A 17,642-nucleotide genomic window follows, 5' to 3' on the forward strand; every position below is an offset into this window, starting at 1 on the left:
CCGGACAATTGTTAGTCTAATTTTTGTGTCCGGATAAGGCAGAGGCATAACGTAATGAGTGATAAACAGAACTCAGACGGTGACAATAAATTATTGTACTGCTCTTTTTGCGGCAAGAGCCAGCATGAAGTCAGGAAGTTAATTGCAGGGCCGTCCGTTTTTATCTGTGACGAATGTGTTGAGCTATGCAACGACATCATTCGCGAAGAGATTAAGGAAATCGCACCCAAGCAAAAGCAGGATGCGCTTCCCAAACCACACGAAATTCATTCTCATCTGGATGATTACGTAATTGGCCAGGAACACGCTAAAAAGGTGTTGTCGGTTGCAGTGTATAATCACTACAAGCGCTTGCGTCATGGTGATGTTCATGAAGGGGTTGAGCTGGGCAAAAGTAACATTCTGCTTATCGGTCCTACCGGTAGTGGTAAAACACTACTGGCAGAAACGCTTGCCAGGTTACTGGATGTGCCTTTCACTATGGCCGATGCCACCACACTGACCGAAGCCGGTTATGTGGGTGAGGATGTGGAAAACATTATCCAGAAACTACTGCAAAAATGCGACTACGATGTTGAAAAAGCACAGCGTGGTATCGTGTATATCGATGAGATTGACAAGATCTCACGTAAGTCTGACAACCCGTCCATTACCCGCGACGTATCCGGCGAGGGTGTTCAGCAGGCACTGCTGAAACTGGTTGAAGGCACAGTAGCTTCAGTTCCTCCGCAAGGTGGCAGAAAGCATCCACAGCAGGAATTCCTGCAGGTTGATACTTCCAAGATTCTGTTTATCTGTGGTGGTGCATTTGCCGGCCTGGACAAAGTGATTGAACAACGCGCTCAGGTAGGCAGTGGCATGGGTTTTGGCGCAAAAGTGAAAACCAAGGAAAGCCAGTTTAACTCCAGCGAGCTGTTTAAACAGGTTGAGCCGGAAGATTTGGTTAAGTACGGTCTGATTCCTGAATTTATCGGGCGTCTACCGGTAGTGACCAGCTTAGAAGAACTGAATGAAGAAGCATTGATTCAGATTCTGCGCGAGCCGAAAAATGCTATTACAAAGCAATATAGTGCCTTATTCCAGCTAGAAGATGTTGAACTGGAATTTCGCGATGATGCGCTCAATGCTATCGCTAAAAAGGCCATGCAACGCAAAACCGGCGCCCGGGGATTGCGTTCAATTGTAGAAGCGATTCTGCTGGATACCATGTACGATCTGCCATCTGCCGATGATGTTAAGAAAGTGGTGATTGACGAAACTGTCATTCGCGGTGAGTCCAAGCCGATCTTAATTTATGGTAATGCAGATAACAAAAAAGCAGCGTCAGAGTAAATAATTTTGTCTGCTCACAAAGGCCCGTTTTGCGGGCCTTTGCTATTTTTATCTCCTCACTTTTCTTTGTCAAAAGTCTATAAACTGCCCAACTTATAATCAAATAGCGTGTTTTTTTGCTGTCTTTTTGAAAAAACCGTTGTCATCTGCACGTAAATGTCTGATGGTAAACCATACCCACTGACGGTCTTTCTCCTGCGCTGTATTGCCACGCGCAGAGGAGAAACTATTTAGCTGGGAACTGATTTGGTCTGTTGCAGGCCAAAAGGCAGGGATAAGCAACCGGACTCATTATCGAGTCATTCAAACAAACGACCGGGCGGGTTATTCACGGATAACTGTTTGAACTTTGCCACAATATCCCCATATAAAACGACAACAGTAACTAACAGAGTATAAGTATGACAACAGAGCGTGACAGTCGTAGTGAGATCCCCGTACTGGCTTTACGGGACGTCGTGGTCTACCCACATATGGTCATACCTTTGTTTGTCGGCCGTGAAAAATCTATTCGTTGCCTTGAAGCGGCAATGGACAATGATAAGCAGATCTTTCTGGTTGCCCAGAAAGATGCCAGTGTCGATGAGCCTGAAACGGATGACATTTACAATGTTGGCACGATTGCCACCATTTTACAGCTGCTTAAATTACCGGACGGCACAGTAAAAGTACTGGTTGAAGGTAATGTGCGTGGGCAAATTGACAAATATTCCCAGTCAGAGCCTTTTTATGCTGCCACGGTAGATCAAATTGAAGACGAAGCGATTGCTGAGAACGAGCAGGAAGTATTGATTCGCTCCGCGGTGTCGCAGTTTGAAGGCTATGTTAAATTAAACAAAAAGATTCCCCCTGAAGTACTGACCTCGCTTAACGGTATTGATGATGCTGCGCGCCTGGCCGATACCATGGCAGCGCATATGCCGCTGAAATTAACTGAAAAACAAAAGGTACTGGAAATGAAAGGCGTGAATGAGCGTCTTGAGTACCTGATGGCGTTAATGGAAGGGGAAATCGATCTGCTCCAGGTCGAAAAGAAGATTCGTACCCGGGTCAAAAAGCAGATGGAGAAAAGTCAGCGCGAATACTATCTGAATGAGCAAATGAAAGCGATTCAGAAAGAACTGGGTGAAATGGACGATGCGCCGGACGAGTTTGAAGCACTGAGTAACAAAATCAGTGAAGCAAAAATGCCCAAAGAAGCTGAAGACAAGGCGCGTGCTGAGTTACAAAAGCTCAAAATGATGTCGCCGATGTCGGCCGAAGCCACTGTGGTACGCAGTTACATCGAATGGCTGACCAATGTGCCATGGCAAAAGCGCAGCCCGGTGAAAAAAGATTTGTCGCGGGCTGAAAAAGTGCTGGATGCGGATCATTATGGTCTGGAGAAGGTCAAAGAGCGCATTATTGAGTATCTGGCTGTTCAACAGCGGGTGAAAAAACTGAAAGGGCCGATTCTGTGTCTGGTTGGGCCGCCAGGGGTAGGTAAAACCTCGCTGGGGCAATCGGTTGCCAAAGCTACCGGCCGTAAGTACGTTCGTATGGCGCTGGGTGGCGTGCGCGATGAAGCCGAAATTCGCGGCCATCGCAGAACCTACATTGGTTCACTACCGGGCAAGCTGATTCAGAATATGTCAAAAGTGGGTGTGAAAAACCCGTTATTCCTGCTTGATGAAATCGACAAGATGTCAGCAGATATGCGCGGCGATCCTGCCTCCGCTTTGCTGGAAGTACTGGACCCTGAGCAAAACAACAGCTTCAGTGATCATTACCTGGAAGTGGATTATGACCTGTCTGATGTGATGTTTGTTGCCACTTCCAATAGCATGAATATCCCTGGTCCGTTACTTGACCGGATGGAAGTGATTCGTTTGTCGGGTTATACCGAAGATGAAAAACTGAATATTGCACTACGCCATCTGATCTCAAAACAGATGGAACGTAATGGCCTGAAAAAAGATGAGCTGGAGATAACCGAGTCTGCCATTATCGGTATTATACGCTACTACACCCGAGAAGCCGGCGTACGGAACCTGGAGCGTGAAATCTCTAAAGTATGCCGTAAAGCGGTAAAAGATATCTTGTTGTCGAAGAGCAAAGAAAAAGTGGTGGTGACCCAGGACAACCTGAAAGACTTCCTGGGTGTACAACGTCACGACTATGGTAAGGCAGATAAGGACAATCAGATTGGTCAGGTAACTGGCCTGGCCTGGACCCAGGTTGGTGGTGACTTGCTGACCATCGAGACCAGTACGGTACCAGGTAAAGGCAAGATGACCTCGACCGGCTCTTTAGGTGATGTGATGCAGGAGTCAATTAAAGCAGCCATGACCGTGGTAAGAAGCCGCGCTCAGAAACTGCGGATTAACGAAGACTTCTATGAAAAGCGTGATATACATGTGCACGTACCAGAAGGCGCAACACCCAAAGATGGTCCAAGTGCTGGTATTGCCATGTGTACAGCTCTGGTCTCATCGTTAACCGGTAACCCGGTTAAATGCGATGTGGCAATGACCGGCGAAATAACCCTGCGTGGAGAAGTACTGGCGATTGGTGGTTTAAAAGAGAAATTGCTGGCCGCTCATCGTGGTGGTATTAAAACAGTAGTCATTCCAAAAGATAACGAACGTGATTTGGAAGAGATTCCGGAAAATGTTAAACAAGCGTTATCGATTCACCCGGTGAAATGGATTGACGAGGTGCTGGATATTGCGCTTCAGGAACCAGTAGAGTCGTTCGAAGTAGTGAACGCAAAATAAGCGTACCAAAATGGCTGTATCGCCTGATTTTAAAGGGCGGCAGCCATTTTTTCAGGTCAGGCGCTCAAAAAGTGTGCTGGAAAAGTGAAAAAAGCCGTTTTTTTTGAAATTTAGGGCTTTCAACGTGCAGAAGTTGTGTTACCTTTACTGAGTAGTCGCTTGAAGCCTTGTCAAATAAGGGATAGCGGCGATTCATTCAAAGTTAATCATTTGTAACAGACTGCTTGATTTTAGCATTAAGCCTGTTATAACGTTTCGAAACATATTTTCGAACACTGTTTCGGACAAACAGTATAATAACAAACGAAGGGGATCATATTGTGAACAAGTCTCAACTAATCGACCAAATCGCTGCAGGTGCGGATATTTCTAAAGCGGCTGCCGGCCGTGCGCTGGATGCATTTACTGATGCAGTTACCGCAGCACTGAAAGAAGGCGACCAGGTTGCTCTAGTTGGTTTCGGTACATTCGCAGTTCGTGAGCGTTCAGCTCGCAGCGGCCGCAACCCACAAACTGGCGAGACTATTCAGATCGCAGCAGCAAAAGTACCATCTTTCAAAGCGGGTAAAGCTCTGAAAGACGCGTGCAACTAAGAATAAAAGTTTCTTTAAAAAGGCGATGGTTAACCCCATCGCCTTTTTTATTTGTGTCGCCTGAGAGATTATGCAAAGACCTGACGGTTTCTCTCTCATCCTCAGGGCGATAAAGCACATCCAAAGGGGATAAAACCATCGCGTTTTCAATCCCAATCGCGTTATAATCCTGCCTAATTTTTGCCAGCATCGGAAGTATCCGGTACGTATCGGACTACAGACAGACTTGCGGCAAGTGTTGTAAGCAACGGAGTTGAAATCGAATCATGCTAGAAAGAATCAGAGAAGGTTCTCAGGGCCCGTGGGCCATGATCATTATCGGCCTGGTGGTCCTTAGTTTCGTCTTTGCTGGTGTAGGCAGCTATCTGACCTCTTCAGGCAGCACTGCAGTGGCAAAAGTGAATGGCGAAGAAATTGACCAGGCAACCCTGGAGCGGGCTTATGAAAACCAGCGCGCACGAATGGAGCAGCAGTACGGGGACAGCGTAGCGGCGATGTTTTCCAACGAAGGCTACCTGAAAGATTTTCGTCGTAATGTTTTAGAGCAGCTGATTAATAATAAAGTGGTTGAGCAACAGGCCACTGAGTTGGGTTTACGTGTCAGCGATGCGCAGGTCAAAGATACCATTCGTCAGATGCAGGCTTTCCAGACAGCCGGTGAATTTGATAACGAGCGTTATCTGGCAGTGCTGCGTCAAAGTGGTTTCCAGCCTGCAGATTTCCGTGATTATCTGCGTACCGAACTGACTCGTGAACAGCTCACTCGCGCACTGGGCGTATCGTCATTTGCGCTGGCCAGCGAAGTGAATCGCGCCTGGGATTTACAGTCCCAGACGCGCGATGGCGAGTATCTGATGATTAACAGCCAGGACTTTGCTGATAGTGTGGAAATTTCACAACAGGATTTGGAAAATTATTATCAGGCGAACATCACGGCTTTCGATACTCAGGAAAAAGTGAATCTGGCTTATGTAACGCTGTCTGTTGATGACCTGAAAGGCGACGTAAACGTTAGCGAGCAGCAAATTGAAGATTATTATCAGAATAATCAGGACCGGTATCGTGAAGAAGAAGAGCGTCGCGTGTCTCATATTCTGATCGAGTTTGGTGATGACAAAGATGCTGCCCGTCAAAAAGCAGAGAGCCTGCATCAGGAGCTGGAGCAGGGCGCTGATTTTGCTACGCTGGCAGAAGAAAATTCAGACGATACCTTCTCTGCTGAAAATGGTGGTGACCTGAATTTCATCAGCCGTGACATGATGGATCCGGCATTTGATGAGTCTGCGTTTGGTCTTGCTGAGGCTGGCGATGTTTCTCAGGTTGTCGAAACTGACTTTGGTTTCCACATCATAAAACTGACAGATATTAAACCAGAGCAGGTGACAGCCCTGGCTGACGTGAAAGAAGAGATTCGTTCTACCCTGCAACAGGACCAGGCGATGGAGCGTTTTTATGAGCTTCGCTCGCGTATGGATGAAGTGGCCTTTGAAGTGCCTGATACACTGCAAGATGTGGCGGGTGTTGCCAACCAGCCGGTCCGGGAAACAGGTTTATTTGCCCGGTCTCAGGCCCCTGAGTCGGTCAGTAATGCTGAAGTACTGAACCTGGCCTTTTCGCCTGAACTGATTGAAGATCGCGTTAACAGTGAAGTCATTGAGCTGGATGAAAATTCGGTTATCGTAGTGCGTGTGAAAGAGCATGAAGCTCAGCGTACCCGTGAGCTGGCAGAAGTAAAATCGGACATTGAAACCCAGTTGCGGGCAAAAAAGTCACAGCAGGCGGCGGTAAGCTGGGCTGAAGAATTACTGACCAGCCTGACTGCCGGTGAAGACGTGCAGGAAAGTCTGCAGGCGCATTCTTTGAGCTGGCAGCCGGCAGAAAAGGTCTCCCGTAATCCGGGCGAACTGCCTCGTGCGGTGGTAAACAGCTTATTTACCCTGTCAATGCAGGAAGGTCAGTCTCTGGATGTTGCCGAACTGGCCAATGGCGACGTGGCTGTGGTCAGGCTGACCGCGGTACATAAACCGGATGCACCGGCTCAGGAACTGGTTAACAGTCTGCGTCAGCGTCTGGGTCAGGCTTACGGGCAGAGCGCTTACCAGAGCTATGTGAATGGCCTGCGTAGCGAAGCTGAAGTAGAGATTCTGGTTCAGTAGGCTGTAAAAGTTTACCCAGACTGACAAAAGGTGTGCCGCGGCACACCTTTTTTTGTGGGTGAAAATAAATCAGTGAGTGAGAAACAGCATGAGAGAGTAAAATGCGGCAATCACAGTAGAAACCACAAAAATATAGGTGAAGCCCTGTTTACCGTCAGCTATCGAATAGTTATTGGCTTTAAGGTAACCAACCCACAGTATGCTAAGCAGCAAAGGAATTAGTACAATGATTTTAATCATGTGGGATACCTGTTTTGTTGGAGTAAGAAGATAATAGCCTGTTTTACTGCCTGCTTAAAAGCACCAGTCTGATTGGTTTTCTAGTCAAAGAGTACCAGCTGTTTCCATATTGCTACATTTTTTTATAAAAATGGGACACTTTTGCATAGCGCGCTGGTTATGCCGTGTTGGCAGATTCAAGCTTAAAGAAATAAATTTATATATTTCATGTGCTTATTATTAATTTCAGCTAGTTCGATGTTAAAGGTATGCGTTTTGCTTTATTAGACTAAAGTTAATCTACAGAGTTAAACATCATGACTATGCAAACGCCACTGCTTCGGGCCGCTTTTCTTGCCTCTGCGTTATCGCTGTCTTTTGTTGCCCAGGCAGCTGATCGCGGACATTACCTTCCACTTGCTGGTGAAAGTGATATGCTGGCCAGTAATCAGTTACCGGATAACTGGCGTAGTGGATTAGCCAAAGGCAGTAAGCTGGATTATGATTTATACCGTCAAAGCAAGGTAGTATATCGCGATGCCGCCAATGGCACCGTGGCTGTACGTTTGCAAAACAAAGTGGTTCGGGTGATTGAAGACACGCGCGAAATTGTGGATGTGCTTCACACTTTCTAAGCCAGATTTGCCATGAGACTGTCGTAAAATGGTTATACGGCCGTCAAAGCACTAGGGTGTAATAGCAGACTCACGGATCTAAACGGAGTCAATAATGATTGCACCAGGTGTCTCCACTCTGCAACACGGTTATAAATAGTGTTGGTTAGGCTAAAAACCTGATAGCACAAAAGTCGGCCACCCCCACCACGCCGGCTGCCAGATGTTCATCGCCCACCGCCTGATAAAACAGTGGTTTCTTCTCCAGCATTTCTGATGCTTGGTGTCAGTGACCTGACTGCCCGGGGAGTGAGGTAACGACTCATACTACCTTTTGCGTTCATACCGATGTGGTTTTGGCCTCTGCCTACCTGGTGCAGCGACCTGTTCATTCTCTTCATTACCAACAGTCTGTTATATAGTGGTAGAGCTGCCGATATGAAAACGGAGACCACTGCGATGCTGGCTGCTTATCCGCATACCTGCGACAATGCGATTCACAAAGCCATCTGAATTTACCAGACCCTGACCGCGCTCAGCCGGTCCGGGAAACACGTCAGGCTGTTTTTGACAAGGAGGGCTGCGTCATATAGCGTTTACGCTTTTTGACGGTCAGCGTGGCTAAGTCAACGACCACCAGGCCATCAATACAATCGGCAAAATCCGGGTCAATATTGAAATCAAGAAATGCCACGCCACCCGGCTCACACACCTCAGTGTACTGTTTGTATAACGTAGGCACGTTGACGCCCATATTGGCCAGCAGATGTTTAAGCTCGGTGAACTCTGCCTTGTAGTCTTCACCGGCAAAGGTATGCAGTATATCCTGCGAAACCCGGTAGGGCAGTCGGGATGCCGCCTGACCGAAGCGGGCCGGAAAATGCGTGCGGTAAAACTCAACCAGCAAATCTTTAGCCGGTTGCGGATACCCGTTACTGATACTTACCGCCCCGAATAAATACTGATATTTTGGATAACGGCTTAAAAAGGCGCCGATGCCAAACCACAGATAATCCAGGCTGCGCTTGCCCCAGTAACGGGGCTGTACAAAGCTTCTGCCCAGTTCCAGTCCGGCGCCGAACAATGCCTGATTGTCCTGCCCATAACTGAATAATGTGGCTGAGTAGAGGCCGGTAGGGTGGTCCGGAGCGGTCAGCGTCTGAGCGTCTCCAAACCGGTAAGCCCCGACAATTTCTAAATCGCTGTCATCCCATAACACCAGGTGATAATAGTGACTGTCATACTGATCAATATCGCGGCGGCGGTTGGTTCCTTCTCCGACTGCCCGAAAAGCAACTTCCCTCAGCCGGCCAATTTCACGCATCACCGGCGAATAACCGCCATGCTGATACAGATAAATATGTTTACCGTCGCCGGTATGACCCAGCAGCTCACATTGCTTTATGGCGCGGCACAGTTCTTTGCGGTCTTCGGGTAAAGCTACCGCAGCCTGAGTGGGCAGCACGCCCTTTTTGTTACTGCCAATCCGGTACAGGTGGCGCTTGAAGAGTTTGACCTGGTCTTTTAATGGAATAGATAAATTCTGATATCCCTGATGTGGGATAAGCTCACCAATGCGCATGGGTAAATGTTTGCGACGTTGCCTGAACATTTCCTTAACCAGTAACGCTGTGGCCAGCGGCTTGTAAACCATCGATACGCCATAGAACAGCGGTGAGTTTTTGGCATCAATGTACACCGGCAACACCGGGGATTTTGTTTGTCGTGCAATGCGCAGAAAGCCAGTATGCCAGTGAGTGTCGCGTACGCCCTGAGGGCGCAGACGGGACACTTCACCGGCCGGAAATATCAGCAGTGCACCTTCCTGCTCCAGATGTCGGCTAATGGCGGATAAATGCTGTTTGGGTGTGCCACCTTGCATATTGTTCACCGGCAGCAACATATTATGCAATGGTTCAATCTCCATCAGCATCTGATTGGCCACTACCTTGACGTCGTGGCGAACTTCACTGAGCAGTTTTATCAGTGCCAGCGCATCCAGCGAGCCTATTGGATGATTAGCGATAATGACTACCCGGCCATCACTGGGAATACGCTCTTTTTCCACATCGCGGGTAGAATACGAGATATTGAAATATTCCAGCACCTGCTCCACAAAATCGATGTCATGATAATGCGGGTATGCGGCACCAAATTCGGCAATATCCTGCTCGTGCAGCAACCGTCGCAGCGCAAACGACAAAGACTTGAACAGCCAGGGATGCGAGGCAACCTGGGGATAATGTTTATTAAGCACGTCATCAACAGTAAACATAGTAACCCTTTTGCAAAGACACCGGCCGGGACTAGGCGGCGCGGGACGTTTTGGTGTCTGGATTTAGAATAGAGACCGATGTTGCGGTATCTATTTCTTGCAGATAATGAATCAGTGAAAGATTGCCCTGACTGTCTTCTGCCAGCGCTGAGCAGTTTTCAACCCAGTCGCCATCGTTGATATAGTGAATCCCGTTGACCATACTGCTTTCAGGATGATGGATATGACCGCAAATTACCCCGTCGAGCTGCAAATCGGCGGCTCGTTTACAGCAGGCGGCGCGATAGCGTTCAATCGCTTCGTTAGCGCCTTTGATGTGCCGCTTGATATATCCGGCCAGCGACCAGTATTCGCGCTTACGCCAGTGTCGAAAACGATTGAACCAGCGATTTAAAAACAGCAGCAGGTCGTAGGCTTTATCGCCCATCCAGGCGTGAAATTTTCCCAGCGTGACATCGGCATCAAACTGATCTCCATGTAACACCAGATACTTTTTACCCTGGGACGTGATATGTATCAGTTCCCGCTCAATTTCGATATCACCAAACGCCATCCCTGAATAGGACTGAACAGGCGCATCATGATTGCCGGGCAGGTAGACGACCCGGGTGCCCTCATTACTCATGGCCATTAATTTGTGCATGACTTTATTGTGTGCTTCAGGCCAGCGGAATTGTCGGGACATCTCCCACATGTCGACGATATCGCCAACCAGATACAGGGTATCGACCGAGATATTATTCAGAAAATGCAGCAGGTAGTCTGCTTTACAGTCGCGGTTGCCCAGATGTAAATCTGATAGCCAGAGCGTTTTGTAGTGAGCGTATTGCATGACAATGTCCAAAGTAATGACCTTGGGTTGTCATGTTAGGAGGCATAATTGACAGGTTGGTGACGCTTGCTTGACGATCCTGTGACAGTCAGCCTGGTCAGTACGACAGTGAAATAAGAGAAAAGCGGGGATGTTAGTGAAAAACAGGCAATAAAAAAGCGCCCGAAGGGCGCTTTTCTAAAGCTAAAAGCATAAGATAAGTCTTACAGCGCTTTAATTTGCGCAGCCAGACGGCTCTTATGACGAGCAGCTTTGTTCTTGTGAATCAAACCTTTGGTAGCCATTCTGTCAAGAACTGGAGTGGCAGCAGCCAGTGCAGATTGTGCACCTTCTTTATCGCCATTAGCGATAGCAGCTACTACTTTCTTGATACTTGTACGAGTCATGGAGCGGCGGCTGGCATTATGCTGACGACGCTTTTCGGCTTGAATTGCACGTTTCTTAGCAGACTTAATGTTAGCCAAGGTGTAACTCCCAAATAAATTCATGTCAAAAACGAGGGTGCGGATTGTGCCTACCAATCGATTATTTGTCAAACTATTTTGCTCAACAATCAAAAGGTAGCAGATTTACCGCCATTGGTTGTGGCAGGAAATGCAGGGTAAATACTCATTAAAGTAGCACCCCCAATCCATGCTGGGCGCGGAGTATACCAGCATAAAAGCAGATTTTCACCCGCTTAAATGCGTTTTTACTCAATTAATTGTCACTATCATCGTCATTTTACTGCTGAGTCGCCTTTAAATAGCGGGGTGTGCTATTTCCTGACACCGCGCATTGGGCTATAGTGTGCGTCCTTTTTTCAGGCATATTCTAAGAGGCAGTGTGTCAGGTAAGTTACTCAAATCCGGTCTGATTGTCAGCGCGATGACGCTGGTTTCCCGCGTACTCGGGCTGGTCCGGGATGTGGTGGTCGCCAGGCTGATGGGGGATGGTGCTGCGGCTGACGTCTTCTTTTTTGCCAACAAAATACCCAATTTTCTGCGCCGCCTGTTTGCCGAGGGGGCCTTTGCACAGGCGTTTATCCCGGTGCTGACCGAAGTGCATCATCAGGATGATAAAAAGGAACTGCGGGAGTTTGTGGCCAAGGTGTCCGGTACGCTGGGCGCCATTGTCTTTATTGTTTCACTGGTAGGCGTGGTCGCATCCCCCGTACTGGCGGCGCTGTTTGGCACTGGCTGGTTTATTGAATATCTTAATGACGGGCCAGACGGACAGAAGTTTGAGCTGGCCTCAGCTATGTTAAAAATTACTTTTCCTTATCTGGCGTTTATTTCTCTTACCGGGTTGTCCGGCGCTATTTTAAATACCCTGAATAAATTTGCTGTGGCGGCGTTCACCCCGGTTCTGCTGAACGTGTGTATTATTGGCTTTGCAATATGGATGGCACCATCCATGACACAACCAGCGTTTGCGCTGGCCTGGGGTGTTTTTGTCGGTGGCGTGGTACAGCTGGGTTTTCAGCTGCCGTTTTTATGGCGAGCCGGTTTACTGGTCAAACCGCGCTGGGGCTGGCACGACCCGAATGTGGTCAAAGTGAGAAAATTAATGATTCCCGCGCTCTTTGGCGTATCGGTGGGTCAGCTGAATCTGCTATTTGATACCTTTATTGCCAGCTTTCTGGCTACCGGCTCTATCAGCTGGCTGTATTACTCCGACCGGTTACTGGAATTTCCGCTTGGCTTATTTGGCATTGCGATTGCGACTGTCATTTTACCGACCTTATCGCGCAATCATGTCGCCAAAGATCCCGCTGCCTTTTCTGGCAATATGGACTGGTCTGTGCGTATGGTCTCGGCACTCGGGCTACCCGCCGCAGTGGGGCTGGCCTTTATGGCCGAGCCAATCCTTACGGTGATTTTCCAGCGTGGTGCCTTTACTGCTGAAACCGCCAAAATGGCTTCTTACTCCCTGACCGCGTATGCGTTTGGGCTGTGGTTTTTCATGCTGGTTAAAGTGCTTGCCCCAGGGTTTTATTCCCGGCAGGACACCAAAACACCGGTCAAATTCGGTATCTGGTGTATGGCATCCAATATGGTGTTTAACCTGATCTTTGCAGTGCCGTATGGCTATATCGGGCTGGCCATTGCGACCAGTTTGTCGGCAGCCCTGAACGCCGGTTTATTATACGGACAGTTGCATCGTATCGGCGTGTATAAGTTAACCGGCAAAAGCGTGATATTTCTGGTCAGAACCATCTTGGCTTGCGCCGTCATGGCCTGGACCATTGTGTATTTTGATCGCGGTGATGGTTTTTATGCACTGAGCCTGGCTGCGCAGATTCAGCATGTTGGTCTGACTATCGGTGCGGCCGCCGCTACTTTTGTCATTGTTATGCTGCTGTTGGGCACCCGTCCGGCACACTTTAAAGCATCTGGCGGATAAACTGGGGCGCAACGATTGGTATTACGCGATGGCTCGTTTATAATCGCGGTTTTGCATTGGTTCAGGACCAGTGCGCCCAAAAACGGATAAACGTCAATCCAGGCATAAACAAGGTTCAGGCACGTTGTGGAATTAATCAGAGGCTTGCATAACATTCGCCCCCGACATCAGGGATGTGTACTTACTATCGGTAAGTTTGACGGTGTCCATAAAGGTCACCGGGCCGTGTTGGCCAACGTACAGGAAAAGGCGAGGGAGTTGGGATTACCGGCAACCGTTATGGTGTTTGAGCCTCAGCCTGAAGAAGTCTTTACGCCTGATAAGGCGCCGGCCAGACTAAGTACCCTGGCGGAAAAATACCGCTTATTGAAAGAGGCGGGCACAGACCGCTTATTGTGCGTGCGTTTTAACCGGGAGTTTGCCAGTCAGAGTGCCGATGATTTTATCCGTCGTTTTCTGGTGGCCAGGCTGGGCGTTAAGTTTCTGGTGGTGGGCGATGATTTCCGTTTTGGTCAGGGACGGCTGGGTGATTTTGATATGCTCAGAAAAGCCGGTCAACAGTACGGGTTTGACGTGGTCAGCACCGACAGTTTCCGGGTTGACGACTGCCGTATCAGTTCAACCGCTGTGCGCCAGGCACTGGCCGGTGGAGAGTTTGAGCGGGCGCAGGCCATGCTGGGTCGACCGTTTGCGATCCGCGGGCGGGTGGTTCACGGTGAAAAGAAAGGGCGGACGATTGGCTTTCCTACAGCCAATGTTTTGCTGAAACGGTTTCGCACGCCGATCAAAGGGGTGTTCGCGGTGTCGCTTAAAGATGATAGCGGCACATGCTGGCAGGGCGTGGCTAATGTGGGTTCCCGTCCTACGCTTAACGGCCGCCAGATGCAGCTTGAAGTGCATATATTTGAATATAACGGCGATCTTTATGGCCGCAATATCGAAGTCTACCCAAGACAGAAAATTCGGGATGAAATAAAATTTGACTCATTTGAAGAGTTAAAATCGCAAATTGAAAAAGACGCTCAACAGGCGCGTCTGTTTTTTAGTCAGTAAATTCGTAAGCTGCCAGAGGGCAGCAGATCTCGGGTGTGTTGTATAACGCACGATTCAGGTGGATGGAAAAAACAAGTTTATGAGTGATTATAAAGCCACATTAAACCTCCCGGAAACGCCGTTTCCGATGCGCGGTAACCTAGCGCAACGCGAACCTAAAATGCTTAAGTCATGGCAAGAAAAGGGCATTTATAAAAAAATTCGCGAAGCGAAGGCAGGCAAAACACCATTCGTATTGCACGATGGTCCTCCGTATGCCAACGGTAATATTCATATTGGCCATGCGGTAAATAAAATCCTCAAAGACATTATTGTAAAGTCAAAAACCTTATCTGATTTTGACGCACCTTATATTCCGGGCTGGGATTGTCACGGCTTACCTATCGAACTGATGGTTGAAAAGAAAGTTGGTAAGCCGGGTCAGAAGGTCACGGCGGCTGAGTTTCGTCAAAAATGTCGTGAATACGCGCAAAAGCAAATTGACGGTCAGATGGATGACTTCAAGCGACTAGGTGTATTTGGCGAATGGGACAAGCCGTACAAAACCATGGATTACAGCTCAGAAGCTGACATCATCCGTGCACTGAGCAAAATTGTTGACTCAGGCCACCTGGAAAAAGGCTTTAAGCCGGTTCACTGGTGTACTGACTGTGGGTCGGCTCTGGCTGAAGCGGAAGTAGAATACAAAGATAAAGTATCGCCGGCGATTGATGTGAAATTCCCGGTAGCAGACAGCCAGGGCATTGCTGCAGCCTTTGGCGTGAGCGAAGCTGACCTGACTGCACACAATACCGGTGTGGTTATCTGGACAACCACGCCATGGACACTGCCGGCCAACCGCGCCATTACCCTGCACCCGGAGCTGACCTATGCCCTGGTTGAGGTAAGCGAAACCGGTGACTGGCTAGTGGTTGCGCAGGATCTGCTGGAAAGCTGTATGCAGCGCTACGGCATCACCGCGTATGAAGAAAAAGCTACCTGCCTGGGTGAAGCCCTGGATACGCTCAAAGTACAGCATCCGCTGTTTGACGATGTTCAGGTACCTTTGATTCTGGGTCTGCATGTTACGACTGATTCAGGTACTGGCTGTGTACATACTGCACCTGCTCACGGTGTTGATGACTTTAATGTTGGTAAGCAGTACGGCCTTGAAGTGTACAATCCGGTAGGCAGCAATGGTGTGTATCTTGACAATACGCCAATGTTTGCCGGCCAGTTTGTGTTTAAAGCCAACAAGGGCATCATCGAAAAAGTGCAGGAGCGTGGTAATCTGGTGCTCAACGTAAGCTACGAGCACAGCTACCCGCACTGCTGGCGCCACAAAACGCCCATCATTTTCCGTGCCACGCCTCAGTGGTTTATCAGCATGGATAAAAAAGGACTTCGCGCTGAATCGCTGGAACAAATCCGTGAAACCCAGTGGATTCCGGATTGGGGTCAGAACCGCATCGAAAAAATGGTCGAAGGTCGTCCTGACTGGTGTATTTCCCGCCAGCGTACCTGGGGTGTGCCTATTCCTTTATACGTGCATAAGACAACCGGTGAAATTCATCCGCAAAGCAGCGCGCTGATGGAGCAGGTGGCACAGCAGGTCGAGCAAAAAGGCATTCAGGCCTGGTGGGATCTGGACGATGCCACTTTGCTGGGTAACGATGCCGGCGACTATGACAAAGTGACCGACACTCTGGATGTCTGGTTTGACTCCGGTGTGACGCACTACTTTGTGGTAGACCGTCGCGAAGATATTCCGGCCAGTGCCGACTTATATCTGGAAGGCTCTGACCAGCACCGCGGCTGGTTTATGTCGTCACTGATGAGCTCTACCGCCATGCACGGCCACGCCCCGTACAAACAGGTGCTGACGCACGGCTTTACGGTTGACCAGCATGGTCGCAAAATGTCCAAGTCGGTCGGCAATGTAGTAGCACCACAGGAAGTTACCAATAAACTGGGCGCCGATATTCTGCGTCTGTGGGTCGCATCAACCGATTACCGCGGCGAAATTGCGGTGTCGGATGAAATTCTTAAACGCGCCGCTGACGGCTATCGCCGTGTGCGTAACACGGCACGCTTCCTGCTGGCCAATCTGAATGGATTTGAGCCTCAGCAGCATGCGGTTGCACCTGAAAACATGGTGGCACTGGATCGCTGGATTGTCAGCCGGACCCGCGAACTGCAGCAGGAACTGATTGCTGCTTACGAAAAATATGACCTGCTGGTAGTCAGCCAGAAACTGACTCACTTCTGTTCTGTGGAACTGGGTAGTTTTTATCTGGATATCATCAAAGATCGTCAGTACACCGCTAAAGCTGACAGTAACGCCCGCCGTTCCTGTCAGACCGCGCTGTATCATATCGCCGAAGCACTGGTACGCTGGATGTCCCCGATAACCAGCTTCACAGCACAGGAAATCTGGCAGGAGTTGCCGGGCGAACGTGAAGAGTTTGTGTTTACCCAAAGCTGGTACACAGGCCTGGAGCAATTTGCCGCGCAGGAAACCTTTGGTGATGCTTTCTGGCACCAGATGCTGGACATCAAGGATGCAGCAAACCAGGCAATGGAACAGGCCCGTAAAGACGGCCGCCTGGGCGGTTCACTGGAAGCTGAAGTTCATCTGTATGCCAGCCAGGAATTACTGGATGTGCTGAGCCAGCTGGATGATGAACTGCGCTTTGTGTTTATCACTTCTGGTGTTGTTCTGCATCCGGCCAGCGAGCGTTCTGACAATGCCGTGGCCACCGAGGTGGAAGGTTTGTCGATTGCAGTGACCAAGAGCGCGGGTGAAAAATGCACCCGTTGCTGGCATCATCGCGAAGATGTGGGTACGCACGATGCGCACCCTGAGCTGTGTGGTCGTTGTATTACTAACGTCGATGGCGAAGGGGAAACGCGTCAGTATGCTTAACATGCTACGGCAGTCCGGGCTGCGCTTCTTATGGCTCAGCCTGGTGGTGTTTGCCCTTGACCAATGGACCAAGTACGCGGTACTGGGCTCAATGCAGTTGTATCAGTCAGTGGAAGTGATGCCATTTTTCAACCTGACATACGTACACAACTATGGGGCGGCATTTAGCTTTTTGCATGATGCAGCCGGCTGGCAACGCTGGTTTTTCACCGGCATTGCTGCGGTGGTCAGCACTCTGATTCTTTGGTGGTTGCGCAGCACCCCTCGTCATCAGGTGATGCTGCCGGTGGCATTCTGCTTTATTCTGGGTGGTGCGCTGGGCAACGTCTATGACCGCCTGGTTCATGGCTATGTGATCGATTTTCTCGATTTTTATGTGGGGCAGTACCACTGGCCGGCGTTTAATCTGGCCGATGCCGGTATTTTTATCGGCGCGGCTATGCTGATTGTTGATATGTTAATTAACAATCATGATAAAGATTCTGGTAAAGACCAGGCTTCAACTCAACGCAGTAAGTGAGG

Annotated in this window: 13 protein-coding genes; 9 read left to right on the top strand and 4 right to left on the bottom strand. The window is 49.1% G+C overall.

Annotated elements, in window-relative coordinates:
* Positions 1-54 precede the first annotated feature (54 nt).
* From clpX to EZV72_RS05955, 4 genes are all read left to right on the top strand, one after another.
* Positions 55-1,332 carry an ATP-dependent protease ATP-binding subunit ClpX gene (gene clpX, locus EZV72_RS05940; protein WP_137166377.1) on the top strand — a complete coding sequence of 426 codons (1,278 nt, stop codon included), beginning with the start codon at positions 55-57 and terminating at the stop codon, positions 1,330-1,332.
* Positions 1,333-1,733: 401 nt separating this feature from the next.
* Entirely contained in the window at positions 1,734-4,088 is a 2,355-nt protein-coding gene (gene lon / locus EZV72_RS05945; protein WP_137166378.1) for an endopeptidase La, read from the top strand.
* Positions 4,089-4,408: 320 nt separating this feature from the next.
* Positions 4,409-4,681 carry a nucleoid-associated protein HU-beta gene (hupB, locus tag EZV72_RS05950; RefSeq protein WP_119501982.1) on the top strand — a complete coding sequence of 91 codons (273 nt, stop codon included), beginning with the start codon at positions 4,409-4,411 and terminating at the stop codon, positions 4,679-4,681.
* 266 nt (positions 4,682-4,947) lie between these two features.
* Entirely contained in the window at positions 4,948-6,837 is a 1,890-nt protein-coding gene (locus EZV72_RS05955; RefSeq protein WP_137166379.1) for a SurA N-terminal domain-containing protein, read from the top strand.
* 69 nt (positions 6,838-6,906) lie between these two features.
* On the opposite strand, the gene EZV72_RS18410 is transcribed toward EZV72_RS05955, so the two are convergent.
* A complete protein-coding gene (locus EZV72_RS18410) occupies positions 6,907-7,077 on the bottom strand; it encodes a hypothetical protein (RefSeq protein ID WP_175405057.1) in 171 nt (56 codons plus the stop codon).
* A gap of 296 nt (positions 7,078-7,373) precedes the next feature.
* Between EZV72_RS18410 and EZV72_RS05960 the strand changes: the two genes are divergently transcribed.
* Positions 7,374-7,691, top strand: coding sequence for a hypothetical protein (locus EZV72_RS05960; protein WP_137166380.1), 318 nt, complete (start codon positions 7,374-7,376; stop codon positions 7,689-7,691).
* Between the two features lie 535 nt (positions 7,692-8,226).
* On the opposite strand, the gene EZV72_RS05965 is transcribed toward EZV72_RS05960, so the two are convergent.
* From EZV72_RS05965 to rpsT, 3 genes are all read right to left on the bottom strand, one after another.
* Positions 8,227-9,945 (bottom strand): GNAT family N-acyltransferase, encoded by a 1,719-nt coding sequence (locus tag EZV72_RS05965; RefSeq protein WP_137166381.1) that lies wholly within the window; start codon positions 9,943-9,945, stop codon positions 8,227-8,229.
* Between the two features lie 31 nt (positions 9,946-9,976).
* Positions 9,977-10,777 (bottom strand): UDP-2,3-diacylglucosamine diphosphatase, encoded by an 801-nt coding sequence (locus EZV72_RS05970; protein ID WP_137166382.1) that lies wholly within the window; start codon positions 10,775-10,777, stop codon positions 9,977-9,979.
* 203 nt (positions 10,778-10,980) lie between these two features.
* Positions 10,981-11,241, bottom strand: coding sequence for a 30S ribosomal protein S20 (gene rpsT, locus EZV72_RS05975; RefSeq protein WP_137168674.1), 261 nt, complete (start codon positions 11,239-11,241; stop codon positions 10,981-10,983).
* Between the two features lie 361 nt (positions 11,242-11,602).
* Here rpsT and murJ point away from each other — a divergent pair, with 361 nt between their 5' ends.
* From murJ to lspA, 4 genes are all read left to right on the top strand, one after another.
* Complete coding sequence (gene murJ, locus EZV72_RS05980; protein WP_137166383.1) at positions 11,603-13,162, top strand: murein biosynthesis integral membrane protein MurJ; 1,560 nt, start codon at positions 11,603-11,605, stop codon at positions 13,160-13,162.
* A gap of 126 nt (positions 13,163-13,288) precedes the next feature.
* Entirely contained in the window at positions 13,289-14,215 is a 927-nt protein-coding gene (ribF, locus tag EZV72_RS05985) for a bifunctional riboflavin kinase/FAD synthetase (RefSeq protein WP_137166384.1), read from the top strand.
* Positions 14,216-14,294: 79 nt separating this feature from the next.
* The gene (gene ileS, locus EZV72_RS05990; protein WP_137166385.1) at positions 14,295-17,120 is read left to right on the top strand and encodes an isoleucine--tRNA ligase; all 2,826 of its coding nucleotides are present in this window, start codon (positions 14,295-14,297) and stop codon (positions 17,118-17,120) included.
* Positions 17,113-17,640 (top strand): signal peptidase II, encoded by a 528-nt coding sequence (gene lspA / locus EZV72_RS05995; RefSeq protein WP_137166386.1) that lies wholly within the window; start codon positions 17,113-17,115, stop codon positions 17,638-17,640. The genes ileS and lspA overlap by 8 nt, the downstream gene beginning before the upstream one ends.
* Positions 17,641-17,642: the final 2 nt, after the last annotated feature.

The organism is Salinimonas lutimaris, from assembly GCF_005222225.1.
GTDB classification, from domain to species: Bacteria; Pseudomonadota; Gammaproteobacteria; order Enterobacterales; family Alteromonadaceae; genus Alteromonas; species Alteromonas lutimaris.

Bases quoted from the DNA above. Each gene is read 5' to 3' on its own strand.
- EZV72_RS05965 (WP_137166381.1), bottom strand. From the start codon at position 9,945: ATGTTTACTGTTGATGACGTGCTTAATAAACATTATCCCCAGGTTGCC.
- ileS (WP_137166385.1), top strand. From the start codon at position 14,295: ATGAGTGATTATAAAGCCACATTAAACCTCCCGGAAACGCCGTTTCCG.
- EZV72_RS18410 (WP_175405057.1), bottom strand. From the start codon at position 7,077: ATGATTAAAATCATTGTACTAATTCCTTTGCTGCTTAGCATACTGTGG.
- EZV72_RS05955 (WP_137166379.1), top strand. From the start codon at position 4,948: ATGCTAGAAAGAATCAGAGAAGGTTCTCAGGGCCCGTGGGCCATGATC.
- clpX (WP_137166377.1), top strand. From the start codon at position 55: ATGAGTGATAAACAGAACTCAGACGGTGACAATAAATTATTGTACTGC.
- lon (WP_137166378.1), top strand. From the start codon at position 1,734: ATGACAACAGAGCGTGACAGTCGTAGTGAGATCCCCGTACTGGCTTTA.
- EZV72_RS05970 (WP_137166382.1), bottom strand. From the start codon at position 10,777: ATGCAATACGCTCACTACAAAACGCTCTGGCTATCAGATTTACATCTG.
- EZV72_RS05960 (WP_137166380.1), top strand. From the start codon at position 7,374: ATGACTATGCAAACGCCACTGCTTCGGGCCGCTTTTCTTGCCTCTGCG.
- lspA (WP_137166386.1), top strand. From the start codon at position 17,113: ATGCTTAACATGCTACGGCAGTCCGGGCTGCGCTTCTTATGGCTCAGC.